The organism is Xanthomonas translucens pv. cerealis, assembly GCF_006838285.1.
Classification (GTDB): domain Bacteria; phylum Pseudomonadota; class Gammaproteobacteria; order Xanthomonadales; family Xanthomonadaceae; genus Xanthomonas_A; species Xanthomonas_A cerealis.
Genome location: NZ_CP038228.1, coordinates 2,984,451 through 3,002,288, shown reverse-complemented (window position 1 = coordinate 3,002,288; position 17,838 = coordinate 2,984,451). Strand labels below are relative to the sequence as shown.

The window sequence follows — 17,838 nt, the reverse complement described above, 5'->3', positions numbered from 1 at the left end:
CGACCAAGACCACGGTAGCAGCCGGAGCCGATGGCAGACGCTTGCGCTTGCCAGCAGATGAAGGAGAGCACCGTTCAAGTCGACCAAGACCACGGTAGCAGCCGGAGCCGATGGCAGACGCTTGCGCCTGCCGGCAGATGAAGGAGAGCACCGTTCAAGTCGACCAAGACCACGGTAGTGACCGGCGCCGATGGCAGACGCTTGCGCCTGCCGGCAGATGAAGGAGAGCACCGTTCAAGTCGACCAAGACCATGGTAGTGACCGGCGCCGGTGGCAGACGCTTGCGCCTGCCGGCAGATGAAGGAGAGCACCGTTCAAGTCGACCAAGACCATGGTAGTGACCGGCGCCGGTGGCAGACGCTTGCGCCTGCCGGCAGATGAAGGAGAGCACCGTTCAAGTCGACCAAGACCATGGTAGTGACCGGCGCCGGTGGCAGAATAGGCGACCCTCGCCCTCCGGCCGACGCTCCCCGCATGACCTATCTCCACCAGATCGATCCCATCGCCTTCTCGCTCGGCCCGGTGAAGGTGCACTGGTACGGGCTGATGTACCTGGCCGCCTTCGCTTCGGCCTGGTGGCTGGGCCGGCTGCGCATCCGTGCCGGCCGCCTGCCCGGCGTGGACATGGACGGGTTTTCCGACCTCCTGTTCTACGCGATGCTCGGCGTGGTGCTCGGCGGGCGCATCGGCTACATGCTGTTCTACGCGTTGCATGATTTCCTGGCCAACCCGCTGCTGATCTTCAAAGTCTGGGATGGCGGCATGAGCTTCCACGGTGGCCTGATCGGCGTGCTGGTGGCCGCGGCCTGGTGGTCGCGCAAGTCGCGCCTGCATTTCTTCGACACCATGGATTTCGTCGCGCCGCTGGTGCCGCTGGGGCTGGGCTTCGGCCGCGTCGGCAATTTCGTCGGCGGCGAGCTGTGGGGCAAGTTCACCAACGCCGGCTGGGGCGTGATCTTCCCGCGCGCGCCGGAGCTGCAGGACTGGCCGCTGGCGCAGATCCAGGCGCAGTACGCCAGCGGTGCGCTGGACAAGTTCGCGCGGCATCCCTCGCAGCTGTACGAGGTGGTGCTGGAGGGCCTGGTGATGTTCGTGGTGCTGTGGTCGTTCTCGCTGCGGCCGCGCGCGCGCTATGCGGTGTCGGGCCTGTTCGCGCTGCTGTACGGCGTGTTCCGCTTTGCGGTGGAGTTCGTGCGCGTGCCGGATGCGCCGATCGGCTACCTGGCGTTCCATTGGCTGACCATGGGCCAGATCCTGAGCACGCCGCTGATCCTGCTCGGCCTGTTCCTGCTATGGCGCTCGCGCCGTGCGCCCGTGTTGCAGCCAGCGCCGGTCGCAGTGGACGCCACGCCATGAAGGCCTACCTGGACCTGCTGTGCCACGTGCTTGAGCACGGCGCGGAGAAATCCGACCGCACCGGCACCGGCACGCGCAGCGTGTTCGGCTGGCAGATGCGTTTCGATCTCAACGCCGGCTTCCCGCTGGTGACCACCAAGAAGCTGCACCTGCGCTCGATCGTGCACGAGCTGCTGTGGTTCCTGAAGGGCGAAACCAATATCGCCTACCTCAAGGACAACAAGGTCAGCATCTGGGACGAGTGGGCCGATGCGCAAGGCGAACTCGGCCCGGTGTACGGCAAGCAATGGCGGCGCTGGACCGGCGCCGACGGCCGCGAAATCGACCAGATGCAATGGCTGGTGGATGAGATCAAGCGCAATCCCGATTCGCGGCGGCTGGTGATCAGCGCCTGGAACGTGGCGGAATTGCCGCAGATGGCGCTGATGCCGTGCCACAGCCTGTTCCAGTTCTACGTGGTCGACGGCAAGCTCAGCTGCCAGCTGTACCAGCGCAGCGGCGACATTTTCCTCGGCGTGCCGTTCAACATCGCCAGCTACGCGCTGCTGACCCACATGGTGGCGCAGGCCACCGGCCTGGGCGTCGGCGATTTCGTGCACACGCTGGGCGACGCGCACCTGTATTCGAACCACTTCGAGCAGGCGCGCGAACAGTTGGCGCGCACGCCGCGGCCGTTGCCGACGCTGCGCCTGAATCCTGACGTCACCGATCTGTTCGCGTTCACCTACGACGACATCGCGATCGAGGGCTACGACCCGCATCCGGCGATCAAGGCGCCGGTGGCGGTATGAGTAGCCGGGACTCGGGACTCGGGACTCAGGACTCGGAAAACGCAACAGTGGTGGTATCGGCGAGGACGGGGAGGGACGCGTCCCGCGCCCCGCGTCCCGAGTCCAGATTGATCCTGATCGCTGCGCTCGATCGCGGCAACGCCATCGGCCGCGACAACGATTTGCCGTGGCGCTTGCCGGACGATCTGAAGCGCTTCAAGGCGCTGACCCTGGGCAAGCCGGTGCTGATGGGGCGCAAGACCGCGCAGTCGCTGGGCCGAGCGCTGCCGGGGCGCTTGAATCTGGTGATGACGCGCTCCGGGCAGGTGCCGTTCGAGGGCATGCAGGCGGTCGCTTCGCTGCAGGCCGCGATCGAGGTGGCGCAGGCCAGCGGCGCCGAGGAGCTGTCGGTGATCGGCGGTGGCGACATCTTCGCGCTGGCCTTGCCGCACGCCGAGATGCTGTACCTGACCCATGTGGACACGCTGGTCGAAGGCGCCGATGCGCATTTCCCGGTGTTCGATCCGGTGCAGTGGGAGGTCGTGGCGCGGCAGGCGCACGCGGCCGATGTCAAGCATGCGCTGGCGTTCGAATTCGTGGATTACCGGCGCAGGCGTAGCGCGTCGTAGCGGATTGGGGTTGGCGACTGGTGATGCGTCGAGGGAGTCGATTGCCTGAGACCATCGGGATTTTCCCCCGCCGCAAGCGCCGCAGCAGTGCGGCCTTGCTTAGAGCATTTTCGACTGGGTATTTGCAGCCAGCGGAGTGTTGTGGGAGCGACTTCAGTCGCGACGGGCTTTACCGGTAGCGCCCGTCGCGACTGAAGTCGCTCCCACAAACAGCATCCATCGCGACCGAAATGCTTCAGACGGTTCTGTCAGTCTTGAGTGGGCGGCGGCGGTGTAGTGGCACCACCACCCGTACTGCGCCCACTGCCGGTTCTGCGCCGCGGCGGTCGCGCGCGCGGCACCGGCGGCGGTCCCTCAATCGGGCGTCCCGGCACCTGCACCACCTGCAGGTCTTCGCTGTCCAGGCGCAGCGCGGTGAGCTTGCCGCCCCACACCGCGCCGGTGTCGATCGCGTGCACGCCCTGGGTGATGGTCAGGCCCAGCGTGGACCAGTGGCCGCAGACGATCTTCAGGTCGCGCTCGACGCGGCCAGGCACCTCGAACCACGGATACAGGCCCTGCGCCTGGGTGCCCGGCGTGCCTTTCTCCTCGATCGCGATGCGCCCGCGCGGGGTGCAATAGCGGGCGCGGGTGAACAGGTTGATGATCGCGCGCGAGCGGTCGTAGCCGGTCAGTCCCGGCGACCAGGCTGGGCGGTCGCCGTACATGTTGCGGAACAGCTTGCGGTAGCCGCTGCCGTGCAGCTGCTGCTCGACCTCGCGCGCATGCTTCTCGGCCAGGGTGGTGGTCCACTTCGGCGCCAGCCCGGCGTGGATCATCATCCAGCCCAGTTCGCGGTCGGCGTGCAGCAGTTTCTGCATGCGCAGCCAGGTCAGCAGTTCGTCGCGGTCCTCGGCCAGCACGATGCGCTGCAGGTCCGGATTGACCTTGCGCTGTTCGTCCAGACTGCGCTCGCCGATCGCCAGCAGCGACAGGTCGTGGTTGCCCAACACCACCACGCTGTGTGCGCGCAACGAGTGCACCAGGCGCAAGGTTTCCAGCGACTGCCCGCCGCGGTTGACCAGGTCGCCGCAGAACCACAGCCGGTCCACCGCCGGATCGAAGCGGATCTTTTCCAGCAGCCGCTGGGTGATGTCGTAGCAACCCTGCAGGTCGCCGATGGCCCACACGCTCATGCCGATGCCATCAGTGCAGGGTCCGCGGCATGGTCAGCACGAACGGCGCGACCGGCGCGACGAAATGGGTGCCGTCGTCGGCTTCCATGTCGTAGTGGCCGCGCATCGTGCCGTGCTCGGTTTCCAGCATCAGCCCGGAGGTGTAGCGGAAGTCCTCGCCGGGACGCAGTCGCGGCTGTTCGCCGACCACGCCGTCGCCGTCCACGCGCTCCACGCGGCCGTTGCCGTCGGTGATTTCCCAGTGCCGGGCGATCAAACGCGCGGCGACGCGGCCGCGGTTGTGGATGCGGATCGTGTAGGCGAACGCGTAGCGTCCGTCCTCCGGCGCCGATTGGTCGTCGAGGAACCGGGGCGACACTTCGACCTCGATCCGATAGGGGGCATCATCGTTCATGCCACACAGTGTAAGCAAAGCCGGCGCAGGAATGGACGGCGCGCTGTCTACGAGCGCACTGCAGACAGCGCGCGCTGCGGCCGCTGCGCGTGGTGACGCGTGGCCTTGGCCGGTCGCGCACTGCGATCTGCGCCCGCGCTGCTGCGATGTTCGTGCTGTGGCGTGCGCCTGGCGCGGATGGATGCGGATCGCGCTGCGACGCGCCGACCCGGCGGGACTCAGGCCTGCGCCACGTTGGCCAGGCGCACGAAATCGGCGACTTCCAGCTGCTCGGCGCGCGCATCCGGGCGGACCCCGGCGGCCTCGAACTGTGCCGCGTCGCAGACCCCGCCCAGCGCATTGCGCAAGGTCTTGCGGCGTTGCCCGAACGCTGCGCGCACCACGTCGGCGAAGCGCCGCCGGTCGGCGATGCCGATGTCCTGCGGCGCATGCGGCACCAGCCGCACCACCGCCGAATCGACCTTCGGCGGCGGCCGGAACGCGCCCGGCGGCACCACGAACAGCGAGGTCACTTCGCAATACGCCTGCAGCATCACGCTGAGCCGGCCATAGACCTTGCTGCCCGGACCGGCAGCCATGCGATCGACCACTTCCTTCTGCAGCATGAAGTGCATGTCGGCAATCGCCGCGGCGTGGTCCAGCGCATGGAACAGGATCGGCGAGGAGATGTTGTAGGGCAGGTTGCCGACCAGACGGATGCGGCCGGCTCCGGCCAGTTCGGCGAAATCCACCGACAGCACGTCGCGGTTGAGGATGGTCAGTGCGCCGACCCCTTCCGCCGCGGCAGTCAGGGGCGCGATCAGGTCGCGGTCGAATTCGATCACGGTCAGACGGCCGTGGCGGCGCAGCAGCGGGAAGGTGATCGCGCCCTGGCCGGGGCCGATCTCGACCAGCAGCTCGTCCGGCTTGAGGTTGACCGCACGCACGATGCTGTCGATGTAGTGGCGGTCGCTGAGGAAATGCTGGCCAAGCGATTTCTTGGCCGGGGCGCTGAAGCCGGAATAGGAAGTCATGCGGGCATCTTATCTGGATGGGGGACGAAGGCGCGCGCTGCCCTGCAGGAGCGGCTTCAGCCGGGACCGGGACTAGCGGATAGCGCCTGTCGCGGCTGAAGTGGCCTACAGAAGCGGGCTCCTACAGAAGCGGGCTGCGTGCGGCCAATTGCGCGCATTGCGCGACCGCGGCGAACAGGCTGGACGGGTCGGCGATGCCGCGCCCGGCCAGCTCCAGCGCGGTGCCGTGATCGACCGCCACGCGCGGGTAGGGCAGGCCCAGGGTCAGGTTCACCGCCCGCTCGAAGCCGCTGTACTTGAGCACCGGCAGGCCCTGGTCGTGGTACATCGCCAGCACCGTATCGACACCGGCCAGTTTCTGCGGGAGGAACGCGGTGTCGGCCGGCAGCGGGCCGAGCAGGCGCATGCCTTCGCCACGCAAGGCGTCGAGGACCGGCGCCATCACCTCGATTTCCTCGCGGCCCAGATGCCCGTCCTCGCCGGCATGCGGGTTCAGCCCGAGCACCGCGATGACCGGCGCGGCGATGCCGAAGTCGCTGCGCAACGCGGCGTGGACGATGCGCAGGCAGCGTTCCAGCAATGCCGGGGTCAGCGCATCGGCGACCGCGCGCAACGGCAGGTGGGTGGTGGCCAGGGCCACGCGCACGATGTCGTTGGCCAGCATCATCACCACCTCGCATCCGGCGTGGCGGGCGAGCAGTTCGGTGGTGCCGGTGTAGGCGATGCCGCCGGCGTTGATCGCCGCCTTGTGCACCGGGCCGGTGACCAGGCCGGCCAGTTCGCCGCGCAGGCAGGCGTCGGCGGCCTGGGTCAGCGCGTCGATCACCGCGGCGGCATTGGCCGGTTCGGTATGGCCGAAGCGGCTCGGCAGCGCGTTGCGCACCGGGCGCAGGCGCAGGTCGCCGGGTGCAAGGGCCGGGGTGGAGTCGGGCAGCAGCTGCAATGGCAGCGACAGCGCCGCCGCGGCGGCGCGCAAGCTATCGGGATCGGCGAAGGCCAGCAGTTGGCAGTCGCGTCGCGGCTGTTGCGCCAGCCGCACGCACAGTTCCGGGCCGATCCCGGCCGGCTCGCCCGGCACCAGCGCGAGCGGGGGCAGCACGGCTTACTTCTTGGCGGCGGCCGGTGCCGGAGTTGCCGCCGGCGCGGTGGCGTCGGCCGCAGGCGCAGCGGCGCTCTCGGCACCGCCGACGCGCAGGTTCACATAGGCTTCGCCGCGCATTTCCTGCAGGAAGCGGTTGTACTCTTCTTCCAGCTTGCGGCGGCCGATGGTCTCGCGGACCTGGGCGCGCTGGCTGTCGCTGGTCACGTCGGTCTGGCGCGTGGCCACGCGCTGCACGATGTGCCAGCCGGCCTCGGTGCGGAACGGCTGCGAGATCTGGTTGTCGCTCAGGCCTTCGATCTGGTGGCCGAAGTCCGGGCCGAACGCGTCGACCGGGAACCAGCCCAGGTCGCCGCCCTGGCCACGGCTGTTGGCGTCGTCGGACGACTCCTTGGCCACGGCCTGGAAGTCGGCACCGCCGGCGATGCGCGCGCGCAGGGTCTCGATCTTGGCCTTGGCGGCGGCGTCGGGCTGCGCTTCGTTGACCCGGATCAGGATGTGGCGGGCGTGGTACTCGGTAACCGTCTTCTTTTCCGGGTTGGCCGAGGCATCGCGGATCTCGACCAGCTTCAGCAACTGGAAGCCGCTGGGGCCGCGCAGCGGGCCGGCGACCTGGCCCGGCTTCATGTCGCGGATCAGCTGCGCGAAGGCGTTGGGAATCTCGTCCAGGCTGCGCCAGCCGAGGTCGCCGCCTTCCAGCGCGTTGGGGCTGTCGGAATAACGCACCGCGGCGGCGCCGAAATCGATCTCGCCCTTGTCGATCAGGCTCTTGACCCCGTCGATCTTGCCCTGCCCGGTCTTGATCTGGTCGGCGGTGGCGCCTTCCGGCAGGCCGACCAGGATGTGCGCCAGGTGGTACTGGGCGCCGGTGGTGGCCTGTTGCGCCAGCGCCGCGTCCACTTCGCTCTCGCTGACGTTGATGCGGCTTTGCGCGAAGCTCTGGCGCAGGCGCTGCACGGTGATCTCGTCGCGTACCGAGTTGCGGAAATCGTCGAACGCCATGCCGTCGGCGGCAAGCTTCTTGCGCAGGCCGTCCACATCGGTGCCGTTCTGCTGGGCGATGCTGCCGATGGCGCGGTTCAGTTCGTCGTCGCCGACGCGGATGCCGGTGCTGTTGGCGCGTGCGACCTGCAGCTTGACCAGCACCAGGCGCTCGAGCACTTGGCGTTGCAGCACGTTGTCCGGCGGCAGCTGCGCTTCGCGGCCGGCATACTGCCCCTTCACGTTGTGAACGGCACGATCCAGTTCGCTCTGCAGCACGACATCCTCGTCGACGACCGCAGCGATGCGGTCCAGCGGTTGGGTTTGTTGCGCGGCGGCCGGAGCGGACACGCCGGCGATCGCCAGCAAGGTGGCGAGGAAAGTAGAAAGGGTATTGGTCATGGAATCAGGTTCGGATCGTAAGCGTCCGGATCGGTCGTGGTGTTGCTGGGCGGGACCAAGTACAGGTCGTCGCGGTTGTAGCCGAGAATAGCACGGCGCAGAACGCGGTCCGTGTCCTGGCCAAGCGAGGAAAGTCCCTTCAGCACGAACTCGACCTGGAACGCGGTGTCCAGATCGCCTTCGCGGTTGCGCACATAGCGCCGCGCCAGTGCGCGCACGGCCAGGCAGCAGCTGTCCCACTGCACGCCGGCGATGATTTCCAGCGGCTTGCTGTCTTGCAGCGAATAGTAGTGGCGGCCGACCAGGCTCCAGGTGGGGTTGATCGGGTACAGCACCGACACGTCGGTCTGCTCCAGCAGGTCGCGGCGGAAGCGGTAGCTGACGTTGATGATGCCGTCGCCGGGCAGCAGGTAACGGGTGCGGAAGCTGGCCAGGTCCTTGCGCCGGTACTTGGGATCCCACTGGTAGGTGGCGCCCATCGTCCAGCGGTCGTTGAGCATGTAGTTGGCGTCGGCGATCCATGCCGACTTGCCCTGCTGGATGCTGGTGTTGCTGCCGGGCAGACTGATCCTGGAATCGTTGAAGTACAGGATCTGGCCAACGCTGACCGACAGCTTCTCCTTGCCGTCGTCCTGGCGCAGCAGGCGCGAGCTCAGCGCCAGGGTCATCTGGTTGGCGTCGTTCTGGCGATCGGCGCCGGTATAGCGCGAATCGCGGAACAGCTGGCCCCAGCTGAAGGTGAATTCGCGCGTGTCGAAGATCGGCAGGTCGTCCTGGTTGCGGTACGGCGTGTACAGATAGAACAGCCGCGGTTCCAGGGTCTGCAGGTAGCTGGTGTCGCCGAACTTGGCGTCGCGGTCGAAGTACAGGCCGGCATCGACGGTGGTGATCGGCAGGCTGCGCGTGGGCGAGGTGTCGCCGCCCAGCGTCGCGGCCAGATCCTTGTCCAATTGGTAGGCGGTGTAGCGCCAGGCGACGGTCGGCTTGAGGAACCAGGCGGCGCCGGCCAGCGGCATCGACAGATAGGGCTTGAGATCCAGGCGGATGCCGCCGGGCTTGTCTGTTGTCACCCCGGTACGTTCGTAAGTGCCGTCCGTTCTTTTTTCATGCACGTCGTCGTGCACGAAGCGCGCCGCTTCGCTGTAGACGCCGGCTTCGAAGTAGTTGCCGAACGCGTGGTCCCAGTTGAAGAAGGCGCGCGGCTGGCGGTTGTACGGCAGCGCGTCCTCGGTCAGGGTGTAGTCGGTCAGCTGCCAGCGATCGGCCATCAGGCCGGCAGTCCAGGTCTCTCCGGTGCCGTAGACGCCGACCGTGCTCTGCAGGTTGGACACCGAGTTGCCGAGCAGGCGTCTGGAGAAGTCCTCCGTGTAGCGCTCGTCGCTGACCCAGGCTACCGAAGCGCGCGCCTGCCAGTGCGAATCCAGGTTGTGGTAACCCTGGTATTCGAACTTGCCGCGGTCCTTGTCGCGCAACCGGTCGTCCGGCATGTACGTTGACTGGAGTTCGCCCTTGCCGCCGTCGTACAGATAGCGGAATTCGCTGCCGAGCATGAAGCCGCGCGAGCTCATGTAGCGCGGGTACAGGGTGGCGTCGTAGTTCGGCGCCAGGTTCAGGTAGTACGGCTGCATGTAGTCGAAGCCGTTGCGCCCGGACAAGCCGATCGCCGGGAACAGGAAGCCGCTGCTGCGTCGATCGTCGATCGGGAACTTGAACCAGGGCGCGTACAGGATCGGCACGTTGTAGATCTTCAGGACCGCGTTGCGCGCGGTGCCGAAACCCTCGTCGTTGTCGACATCGATCTCCGGCGCATGCAGCTCCCACACCGGTTGCGACGGATCGCAGGTGGTGTAGGTGGAGCGGTGCATCTGCCCCAGCGCGCCCTGCAGGTCGACCGAGTCGGCCTTGCCGTTGCCGCGGCGTTCGATCAGCTGGTAGCGGATGTTGGTGATCTTGTGGGTGTCGGTGTCCTGGTTGCCTTCGGCGCGGTCGGCGACCATGCGGATCGACGAATCCTGGTAGCGCACGTGGCCTTCGGCGATGTAATTGCCGGTCTCTGTGTCCACGCGCAGGCTGTCGGTGCCCATGAACTGGTCGCCGCGCTTGAGCGCGACGTTGCCGTCGTAGTTGGGCAGGGTGGTGGTGCCGGACAGCTTGTCGCCGACGATATCGGTCGGCTGCTGGTCGCGGAGCGCGGCCATCTTCGGATCGACCTTGGGCGCATCGTCGAACTTGGGCAGCACGTCCGGGGTCGGGCACAGCCCCCAATTGGGTGGCTTCTCGGCCGCCATCGCCGGCAGGCAGAGGGCGATACTGAACGGAAGGGGTAGCAGGCGGAGGGCTCGGCGCACGCGCGTCAGGTATCGGGCTAAAACGACCGCTAGCTTGCCCCATCCCATGCATGGGGGCAATGAAGGCGTCCCCGGGGCGGGGGACAGGGTTCATCCGCTCGGGCTGTGCTCAGCACAGCGCGTCGACGTGGGCGACGCTGCATTCGCGCAGCGCCTGCAGGTCGTAGCCGCCCTCCAGCAGCGACACCACGCGGCCGCGCGCATGCCGTTGCGCCAGCGCGCGTAGCTCGGCGGTGAGCCAGGCGAAGTCTTCGGTTTCCAGCATCAAGTCGGCCAGCGGGTCGCGCATGTGCGCATCGAAGCCGGCCGAGATCAGAAGCAATTGCGGCTTGAACGCGTCCAGCAGCGGCAGCATCTGGTCGGCCCAGGTGTTGCGGAAGCGGAAGCCGCCGCTGCCCGGCGGCAGCAGCGCGTTGTGCAGGTTGCCGACGCCGCGGTCGTGGACCCCGCCCGAGTTGGGGAACAGCCCGGACTGGTGGGTGCTGAGATACTGCACCCGCGGGTCGCGCTCGAAGATGGCCTGGGTGCCGTTGCCGTGATGCACATCGAAATCCACGATGGCGATGCGTTCCAGGCCGTGCGTATCGCGGGCGTGGGCGGCGGCCACGGCAACGTTGTTGAACAGGCAGAAGCCCATCGCGGTGGCGGCGGTGGCGTGGTGGCCGGGCGGGCGTACCGCGCAGAAGGCGGTGTCGGTGGCGCCGTGCAGCACCGCGTCCACCGCGGCCAGGCCGGCGCCGGCGGCGCGCAGGGCGGCGGCGCGCGAGCCGGGCGAGATCACCGTGTCCACGTCGAGCATGCGATGGCCGTCGATGTCGGCCAGGACGCTATCGATCAGCTCCCGCTCGTGGACCCGGGCCAGGTCGCCGAGCTTGGCCAGCGGCGCCTCGCGCCATTCCAGGTCGGGAAAGGCCTCGCGCAGCGCCGTGGTGACGGCCTGCAGGCGTTCCGGCCGCTCCGGATGCTCCGGGCCGGGCTCATGGCCCAGGCAGGCGGGATGGGTATAGATCAGCATGACGGCCGTCCGCTGCGCGCGCTGCCGCGGCCGCTCAGGCCTGGCGGCGGTCGTGGCGCCATAGCACTTCGCCCTGGCCATCGGCCCGGGCCAGCACCCGCGCCAGCACGAACAGCAGGTCGGACAGGCGGTTGAGGTAGCGGATCGCTTCCGGCCGTACCGCGTCCTGGCGCGACAGCGCCACCGTCTCGCGCTCGGCGCGGCGCACGATGGTACGCGCCAGGTGGCAGCGCGCCGCGGCTTCGCCGCCGGCCGGCAGGATGAAGTCCTGCAGCGCGGGCAGGGTGTCGTTGTAGCGGTCCAGATGCTGTTCGAGCGCGTCGATGTCGGCGGCGTGGATCGCCGCATGACCGGGGATGCACAGCTCCCCGCCAAGATCGAACAACTGGTGCTGGATCGCGGTCAGCAGGTGGCGCACGTCGTCGGCCAGCGCACAGGCCAGGACCACGCCAATCGCCGAATTGGCCTCGTCGACGGTGCCGTAGGCGGCTACCCGTGCCGAGTCCTTGCCGACCCGGTTGCCGTCGCCCAGACCAGTGCTGCCGTCGTCGCCGGTGCGCGTATAGATCTTGGAAAGACGGTTGCCCATCGCCGGCTGCCAGGCCTTGGCTCAGTGACCGGCCGGCTGGCCGCGCTGGCCCAGCCGCGCCAGCTGTTCGACGCCGACCTGGATCGCCGCGGCCAGCGCGGTGTACAGCGCCGCGCTGCCCAGGTACGGCAGCAGCCAGTCGCTGTAGTTCTGCCACCAGCCGGCCACGCTCGGGTTGGGCACGCTGCGACTGACCCAGTAGAAGCTACCCTGCGCGATCAGGTGGCACAGCGCCACCGCCACCACCAGGCTGGCCGCGGCCAGGCGTAGCGCGCGCCAGTCGGCGCCGCGGTAGCGCCGCGCCAGCCAGCTGCCGCCGGCCCACAGCGCGAAGTAGGCCGGGAGCAGGCACCAGTACGCCGGCGACACGCAGTAGTGCTGCCAGAAGTCCAGGCCCTGGCCGCGGATCACCAGGTAATCGACCAGCACCGCCAGCCCCATCAGCAGCGGGAACGCCCAGCGGGTCCAGCTGCGCAGGTAGAAGCCGCCGATGAAGAACACCGCCCACGAGGCGTCCGGGATCGCGCCGAAGTGGTTGATGCGGGTCGCGGCCAGCAGCGCTGCCAGCAGGAGCAGGGCGGGGAGACGGTGGCGGGAAGCGGTCATGGCGGGCGGCACCGGTGCAGAGACGGACGATTCTACTGGAAGCAAAGCGCCGCGGAGTGAGCCCGCCCGGCCCCGGCGCGCGCCGGGGCCGACCACGCGCACGCGCGAACCGTGCAGTCCGATCACCGACGATTCGGACACCGGTCGTATCATGGCCGGATGAGCAAACGACATGACGTAGTGATCGTCGGCGGCGGCCTGGTCGGCGCCAGCCTGGCCATCGCGCTGGACCGGCTGGGCGTGGACGTGGGCCTGGTCGAGGCCGCGCCGCTGGGCGTGCTGCCGCCGGTGTTCGACCAGCGCAATCTCAGCTTCGCCGCGGCCACGGTCAACGCGCTGGGCGCGCTGGGGGTGATGCAGCGGCTGCGCACGCCGACCGGACCGATCCGGCGCATCCACGTTAGCCGCGAAGGCGATTTCGGCCGGGTGCGGCTGGAGGCGGCCGACTATGGGCGCGAGGCGTTCGGGCAGGTGGTGGTGGCACGCGATTTTGGCGAGGCGCTGGAGGCGCGATTGGCTGAGGCGACCCATGTCAGCCGTTACCGGCCGGCGCAGTTCGTGGCGCTGGAGGCCGGCGCGGATGCAGCGCTGCGCTGCGTGCGCATCGCCCAGGACGGCGTGACCGAGGTGCTGCAGGCGCAATTGGTGGTCGGCGCCGACGGCAGCACCAGTGGGGTGCGCGGCGCGCTGGGCATCGGCGCCGCCCGCCACGATTTCCGCCAGACCCTGTTCGTGGCGCGGGTGCGCGGCAGCCGCCAGCCCGACGGTACCGCCTACGAGCGGTTCCGCGAGGACGGCCCGAGCGCGCTGCTGCCGCGCGGCGACCGCCACTATGGCGCGATCCACGCAGTCGCCGCCGAACAGGCCGACGTCGTGGCTGGACTCGACGAGGCCGCCTGGCTGCAGCGCCTGCAGGACGGGCTGGGCTGGCGCGTCGGCCGCCTGCTGGGCAGCGGCGAGCGCAGCGCCTATCCGATCGTGCAGGTGCTGGCCGAGCGCCTGACCGACGCGCGCGCGGTGCTGCTCGGCAACGCCGCGCAGACCCTGCACCCGCTGGGCGCGCAGGGTTTCAACCTGGGCCTGCGCGACGCGCTGACCCTGGCCGAGCTGATCGAGCGCGACCGCGCCGATCCGGGCGCGCCGGCGTTGCTGCAGCACTACGCACAACGCCGCGAGCAGGACCGGCAGCGCACCGTGACCTTCTCCGGCGGCCTGGCGCGGCTGACCGCCAACCCCGCGCCGCTGCTGCGCCCACTGCGCAGCCTGGGCCTGCTGGCGGCGGCGCAGGCTGCGCCGTTGCAGTCGTTCCTGGTCGGCGGCGCGATGGGCTTCCGCGGCGACGTGCCGCAGCTGTGCCGGGAGGCGATGCCATGAGCCGGCGCGGTGTGCTGGACACGGTGGTGGTCGGCGGCGGCGTGGTCGGCGCGGCCTGCGCGTTGGCGCTGGCCGCCGAAGGCTTGGCGGTGGCCTTGGTCGAGGGCCATGAGCCGCCGCGCTGGTCGCCGGCCGAGCCGGACTTGCGGGTGTACGCGTTCGCCCCGGACAACGCCGCGCTGCTGCAGGCGCTGGGCGTGTGGCCGCAGGTGCTGGCGCGGCGCGCGCAGGCCTACCGGCGCATGCGCGTGTGGGATGCCGGTGGCGGCGGCGAACTGGATTTCGATGCCGATGCGCTGGGCCGCGATCAGCTGGGCTGGATCGTCGAGCATGCGTTGCTGGTCGAACAACTGTGGACGGCGCTGCCGGCGGCCGGCGTGCAACTGCACTGCCCGGCGCGGGTCGAGGCCCTAGAGGTGGCGGAGGAGCGCGTGCGCCTGCGCCTGGACGACGGCAGCCGGCTCGATGCGCGCCTGGCGATCGCTGCCGACGGCGCCGATTCCACACTGCGTGGCCTGGCCGGGCTGGACGCACCGGCGCACGACTACGGCCAGCGCGGCGTGGTCGCCTTCGTGCACACCGAAGTGCCGCACCAGGACACCGCCTGGCAGCGCTTCCTGCCCGGCGGGCCGCTGGCGTTCCTGCCGTTCGCCGACGGCCGCAGTTCGATCGTGTGGACGCTGCCCGAGGCCGAGGCGGCGCGGGTGCTGGCGCTGGACGATGCGGCGTTCGGCGCCGAGCTGACCCAGGCCTTCGGCGCGCGGCTGGGTGCGGTGCGCGCGCTGTCGCCGCGGATCGGTTTCGCGCTGCGCCGGCAACTGGTGGAGGACTACCACCGCGGCCGCCTGCTGGTGCTGGGCGACGCCGCGCACGTAGTGCATCCGCTGGCCGGACAGGGCGTCAACCTCGGCCTGCGGGATGTCGCCGCACTGGCCGCGCAGGTGCGCCAGGCGCAGGCGCGGCGGGTCGATTGGTCGGCGCCGCACCGGCTGGCGCGCTGGGCGCGCGGCCGCCGCAGCGACAACACCGTGGCCGCCTATGGGTTCGATGCGATCAACCGGCTGTTCTCCAACGACGACATGCACCTGACCCTGCTGCGCGGCCCGCTGCTGGGCCTGGCCGGCAGGCTGCCGCTGTTGATGCATGGGTTCTGGAAGCGGGCGTCGGGGGTGTAGCGATTCGGATGGCGCGAGCGGCGTGCGTCGCTGCTGCGGAAGCGGCAGGCGTGGCAGGGGTGGTAGGCGGGGCGCTGGATGGCCGTGGGACATCGGTTCCGCAGGAAGATCCGCCGCTGCGCTTGTGGCGGCTGAAGTCGCTTCTATAAGGGGTGTGGCGGTCTTTGTACGAGCGGCTCCGGGTGGCCTCGGGCCATCAGCCGCGACCGCTGGACTGGCGGCGTTCGTCGCGCTTGCTGGATCGAAGCAATCCAGGGCCATTCCTGATGCGGTGCCGACCCGGCCGCACTGCCTACCTGAGCCAACCGGCCAGCTGCTCGCGGCTTAGGCGTCCGCGGCGTTGCGAATCCAGCGAATCGAATTCGTCGGCCAGCGCCGGGTTGGCCTGCGCTTCGCTGCGGCTGATGTAGCCGTCGTGGTCGCTGTCCAGCGCGTCGAAGTCGATGCGGTAGTTGCCGGCGACCTTGTCGGGCTGGAGCGTGCGCACGGTGATCGGCGTCTGGCCATGCGCGACGTCGAGCCGCACCTGGTGGGTCACCTCGCCGCTGCTCAGCGGCTGTGCCAGGACCACGCTCGCCGGCACGTCGCGCAACGGCTCGGTGACCACGCTCGAGGCCGGGTGGAGGTTCTGCGCGGCCGCCGGGACGATGGCGGCGGCGAGCAGAAAGACGGCGAGGGATGAAAGGCAGTGCATGGACAGGACGGACTCCGATGGTTCGAATGATGGACGGCGCGGCAGGTTCAGCCGGGGATGAACGGGAACGCCAGTTTCAGCAATCCCTTCAGCCCGCCCTCGGCGGTGCTGGCGATGGCCTTGGCGCCGAGGCTGTTGAGCGCGCCGCGCACGTCCTCCCAGCGTAGCTTGCTCACGTCTTTCTTCAACAGGTCCGTCACTTCCTCGGCGGTCGGGGTGAGCTTTTCCAGCTCGCGCACCACCTTCTCCGGTTCCGGCTGCAGGTAGCCCCAGCGCTCGGCGATCTTCAGCAAGGTGTCAAAGCGCACCGCGACCACGTCGCGGTTGCGTTCGTACACCGGCATCGCGCCGACATCGACGATGGCCTGCTCGAAGCGCTGCTGGTCGTCCGGATGTTCGATGCGGATCGCCAGGAAGCCTTCCTTCTTGCTGCGTTCGCTGACGTGCTCGGACCCAGCGCGCAGGTTGTCTTCTGTGAGCACGCTGGCCACGATCCGCTCCAGCGCGGCATCGCCGTCTTCGGGCACCAGCGCGCGCCAGCGCGCATAGCCGTCGCGGCGCAAGCCCTTCACCTTGGCCGGGGTCACCCGCAGGCGCAGCGCCACCGCGTTGTTGGAATCGCTGCGCGAGATCGCGCCATCGCGTTCCAGCAGTACGAAGATCAGCAATTCCAGGTCGCGCTTGGTCAGCGACTGGAAGCCCTGCAACAGGGTCAGGCGCAGGAATTCGTCTGCGAAGCCGGCAGGGTCTTTCAGTTCGATCGGCTGCATGTGCGCGGCTCTCCAGTCAGTGCAGGCAGGATGCCCGACCGCGATTGCGCGGACTGAGACGACGCTGCGATGCGCATCCCAAGGGCATTCTATGGCCTTCGGGTCGCCCTGTGCGGCCACCTCGGCGGCCCAGGCGAGCCGGTAACAAGACGCGGCCGCTGGCGGCGAAGACGGCAGGTCGGCTGGGATGGCGCGATCCGGCGCGCCGCGGAACGGCCGGGTTGCCAGGCGCGCCGACGGCAGCGACAGAGCGCTCACATCGCCGGGCAAGGGATGCGCTAAGGTTTTTGACACAATGTGTCCGGCCATCAGGGATATCCGCATGTCGCTGTCCTCGCCGAATCGTCGCCGTGTGCTGCTCGCCGGGTTGTCCGCGGCGGGCGCGGGCCTGTTGGCATCGCCGCTGTGGGCGGCCCCGCGGGGCAAGCGCAAGAAACCGCTGGGAGTGGCGCTGGTCGGATTGGGCGACTACGCCAGCAACCGTCTGGCGCCGGGGCTGGCGCTGACCCAGCACTGCCGGCTGGTGGGCATCGTCACCGGCTCGCCGCACAAGATTCCGCAGTGGCAGTCGCGCTATCGCATCCCCGATCGCAACGTCTACAGCTACGACGATCTGGAGCGCATCGCCGACAACCCGGACATCGACGTGGTCTACGTGGTCACGCCGACCCATCTGCATGCACCGCTGAGCCTGCGCGCGGCCGCCGCCGGCAAGCAGGTGTGGTGCGAGAAGCCGATGGCGATGCATGCCCACGAGGCGCAATCGACGATTGCCGCCTGCGCGCGCAACAAGGTGCGGCTGAGCATCGGCTACCGCATGCAGCACGAGCCGAACACGCGGCGCATCATCGCCCTGGCCGGGGAGCGCCCGTTCGGCGCGCTGCGCACGGTGCGCGCCGAGGCCGGCTACAACGGCTACGGCGATACCGACCCGGCACAGCGGCCATGGCGGCTGCGCGCGCAGTTCGGCGGTGGTGCGATGTACGACATGGGCGTGTATTCGCTCAACGCGGCGCGCTATACGGTCGGCGCCGAGCCGCTGGCGGTCAGCGCGACCCGTTCCACCGATCGGCCGGCGCTGTTCGACGAGGTCGACGAGCACATGCAGTTCAAGCTGGAATTCCCGCACGAGATGCTCGCCGACTGCGCTACCAGCTTCGGCCGCACCATGAACCGGCTGCGTGCCGAGTGCGAGCGCGGTTGGTACGAGCTGGCGCCGTTCCAGAGCTACGACGGCATCCGTGGCCGCGCCAGCGACGGCCGTGTGTTCGACGCCAAGGTGCGTCACCAGCAGGCGCTGCAGATGGACGAGGACGCGTTGGCGATCCTCGATGGCACGCCGCTGCGCGCGCCGGGCGAGGAAGGCCTGCGCGACATGCGCGTGATCGATGCGATCTACCGTTCTGCGGGCGAGGGTGGCAAGCGGATCGTGCTGTAGCGGCGGGGCG

The 17,838-nt window shown here is 69.1% G+C and carries 17 protein-coding genes; 6 read left to right on the top strand and 11 right to left on the bottom strand.

Features of this window, described 5'->3' with window-relative positions; translation table 11 throughout:
• Positions 1-474 precede the first annotated feature (474 nt).
• From lgt to E4A48_RS13285, 3 genes are all read left to right on the top strand, one after another.
• The gene (gene lgt / locus E4A48_RS13295; protein WP_039007620.1) at positions 475-1,356 is read left to right on the top strand and encodes a prolipoprotein diacylglyceryl transferase; all 882 of its coding nucleotides are present in this window, start codon (positions 475-477) and stop codon (positions 1,354-1,356) included.
• A complete protein-coding gene (locus tag E4A48_RS13290; RefSeq protein WP_039007619.1) occupies positions 1,353-2,147 on the top strand; it encodes a thymidylate synthase in 795 nt (264 codons plus the stop codon). The genes lgt and E4A48_RS13290 overlap by 4 nt, the downstream gene beginning before the upstream one ends.
• 107 nt (positions 2,148-2,254) lie before the next feature.
• Positions 2,255-2,755 carry a dihydrofolate reductase gene (locus tag E4A48_RS13285; protein WP_058196378.1) on the top strand — a complete coding sequence of 167 codons (501 nt, stop codon included), beginning with the start codon at positions 2,255-2,257 and terminating at the stop codon, positions 2,753-2,755.
• A 248-nt stretch (positions 2,756-3,003) separates the two neighbouring features.
• On the opposite strand, the gene E4A48_RS13280 is transcribed toward E4A48_RS13285, so the two are convergent.
• The 9 genes from E4A48_RS13280 to E4A48_RS13240 all read right to left on the bottom strand — a co-directional run bounded on the left by E4A48_RS13280 (position 3,004) and on the right by E4A48_RS13240 (position 12,377).
• A complete protein-coding gene (locus E4A48_RS13280; protein WP_142742557.1) occupies positions 3,004-3,930 on the bottom strand; it encodes a symmetrical bis(5'-nucleosyl)-tetraphosphatase in 927 nt (308 codons plus the stop codon).
• Positions 3,931-3,940: 10 nt separating this feature from the next.
• A complete protein-coding gene (apaG, locus tag E4A48_RS13275) occupies positions 3,941-4,324 on the bottom strand; it encodes a Co2+/Mg2+ efflux protein ApaG (protein ID WP_003481580.1) in 384 nt (127 codons plus the stop codon).
• Between the two features lie 218 nt (positions 4,325-4,542).
• Positions 4,543-5,337, bottom strand: coding sequence for a 16S rRNA (adenine(1518)-N(6)/adenine(1519)-N(6))-dimethyltransferase RsmA (rsmA, locus tag E4A48_RS13270; protein ID WP_142742556.1), 795 nt, complete (start codon positions 5,335-5,337; stop codon positions 4,543-4,545).
• Positions 5,338-5,458: 121 nt separating this feature from the next.
• Positions 5,459-6,436, bottom strand: coding sequence for a 4-hydroxythreonine-4-phosphate dehydrogenase PdxA (gene pdxA / locus E4A48_RS13265; RefSeq protein WP_039007615.1), 978 nt, complete (start codon positions 6,434-6,436; stop codon positions 5,459-5,461).
• A gap of 3 nt (positions 6,437-6,439) precedes the next feature.
• The gene (locus E4A48_RS13260; RefSeq protein ID WP_142742555.1) at positions 6,440-7,819 is read right to left on the bottom strand and encodes a peptidylprolyl isomerase; all 1,380 of its coding nucleotides are present in this window, start codon (positions 7,817-7,819) and stop codon (positions 6,440-6,442) included.
• Entirely contained in the window at positions 7,816-10,167 is a 2,352-nt protein-coding gene (gene lptD / locus E4A48_RS13255; RefSeq protein WP_142742554.1) for an LPS-assembly protein LptD, read from the bottom strand. Before lptD ends, E4A48_RS13260 begins: the two co-directional genes overlap by 4 nt.
• Positions 10,168-10,276: 109 nt before the next feature.
• Positions 10,277-11,182: a histone deacetylase family protein gene (locus E4A48_RS13250; protein WP_039007612.1), complete on the bottom strand. Its 906-nt coding sequence runs from the start codon at positions 11,180-11,182 to the stop codon at positions 10,277-10,279.
• A gap of 34 nt (positions 11,183-11,216) precedes the next feature.
• Positions 11,217-11,771 carry a cob(I)yrinic acid a,c-diamide adenosyltransferase gene (locus E4A48_RS13245; protein WP_003472711.1) on the bottom strand — a complete coding sequence of 185 codons (555 nt, stop codon included), beginning with the start codon at positions 11,769-11,771 and terminating at the stop codon, positions 11,217-11,219.
• Between the two features lie 21 nt (positions 11,772-11,792).
• Positions 11,793-12,377 carry a hypothetical protein gene (locus tag E4A48_RS13240; RefSeq protein WP_039007611.1) on the bottom strand — a complete coding sequence of 195 codons (585 nt, stop codon included), beginning with the start codon at positions 12,375-12,377 and terminating at the stop codon, positions 11,793-11,795.
• 159 nt (positions 12,378-12,536) lie between these two features.
• Here E4A48_RS13240 and ubiH point away from each other — a divergent pair, with 159 nt between their 5' ends.
• Both ubiH and E4A48_RS13230 read left to right on the top strand, forming a co-directional pair.
• Positions 12,537-13,751, top strand: coding sequence for a 2-octaprenyl-6-methoxyphenyl hydroxylase (gene ubiH, locus E4A48_RS13235; protein WP_058197140.1), 1,215 nt, complete (start codon positions 12,537-12,539; stop codon positions 13,749-13,751).
• Positions 13,748-14,926 carry a UbiH/UbiF family hydroxylase gene (locus E4A48_RS13230; protein WP_039007608.1) on the top strand — a complete coding sequence of 393 codons (1,179 nt, stop codon included), beginning with the start codon at positions 13,748-13,750 and terminating at the stop codon, positions 14,924-14,926. Before ubiH ends, E4A48_RS13230 begins: the two co-directional genes overlap by 4 nt.
• Positions 14,927-15,218: 292 nt before the next feature.
• Here the strand turns inward: E4A48_RS13230 and E4A48_RS13225 are convergent, their stop codons facing one another.
• Together E4A48_RS13225 and E4A48_RS13220 are read right to left on the bottom strand one after the other, a co-directional pair.
• The gene (locus E4A48_RS13225; protein WP_142742553.1) at positions 15,219-15,620 is read right to left on the bottom strand and encodes an EF-hand domain-containing protein; all 402 of its coding nucleotides are present in this window, start codon (positions 15,618-15,620) and stop codon (positions 15,219-15,221) included.
• Positions 15,621-15,667: 47 nt separating this feature from the next.
• Positions 15,668-16,390 (bottom strand): hypothetical protein, encoded by a 723-nt coding sequence (locus E4A48_RS13220; RefSeq protein WP_039007603.1) that lies wholly within the window; start codon positions 16,388-16,390, stop codon positions 15,668-15,670.
• Positions 16,391-16,712: 322 nt separating this feature from the next.
• On the opposite strand from E4A48_RS13220, the gene E4A48_RS13215 reads away from it, so the two are divergent.
• A complete protein-coding gene (locus E4A48_RS13215) occupies positions 16,713-17,828 on the top strand; it encodes a Gfo/Idh/MocA family protein (RefSeq protein ID WP_142742552.1) in 1,116 nt (371 codons plus the stop codon).
• Positions 17,829-17,838: the final 10 nt, after the last annotated feature.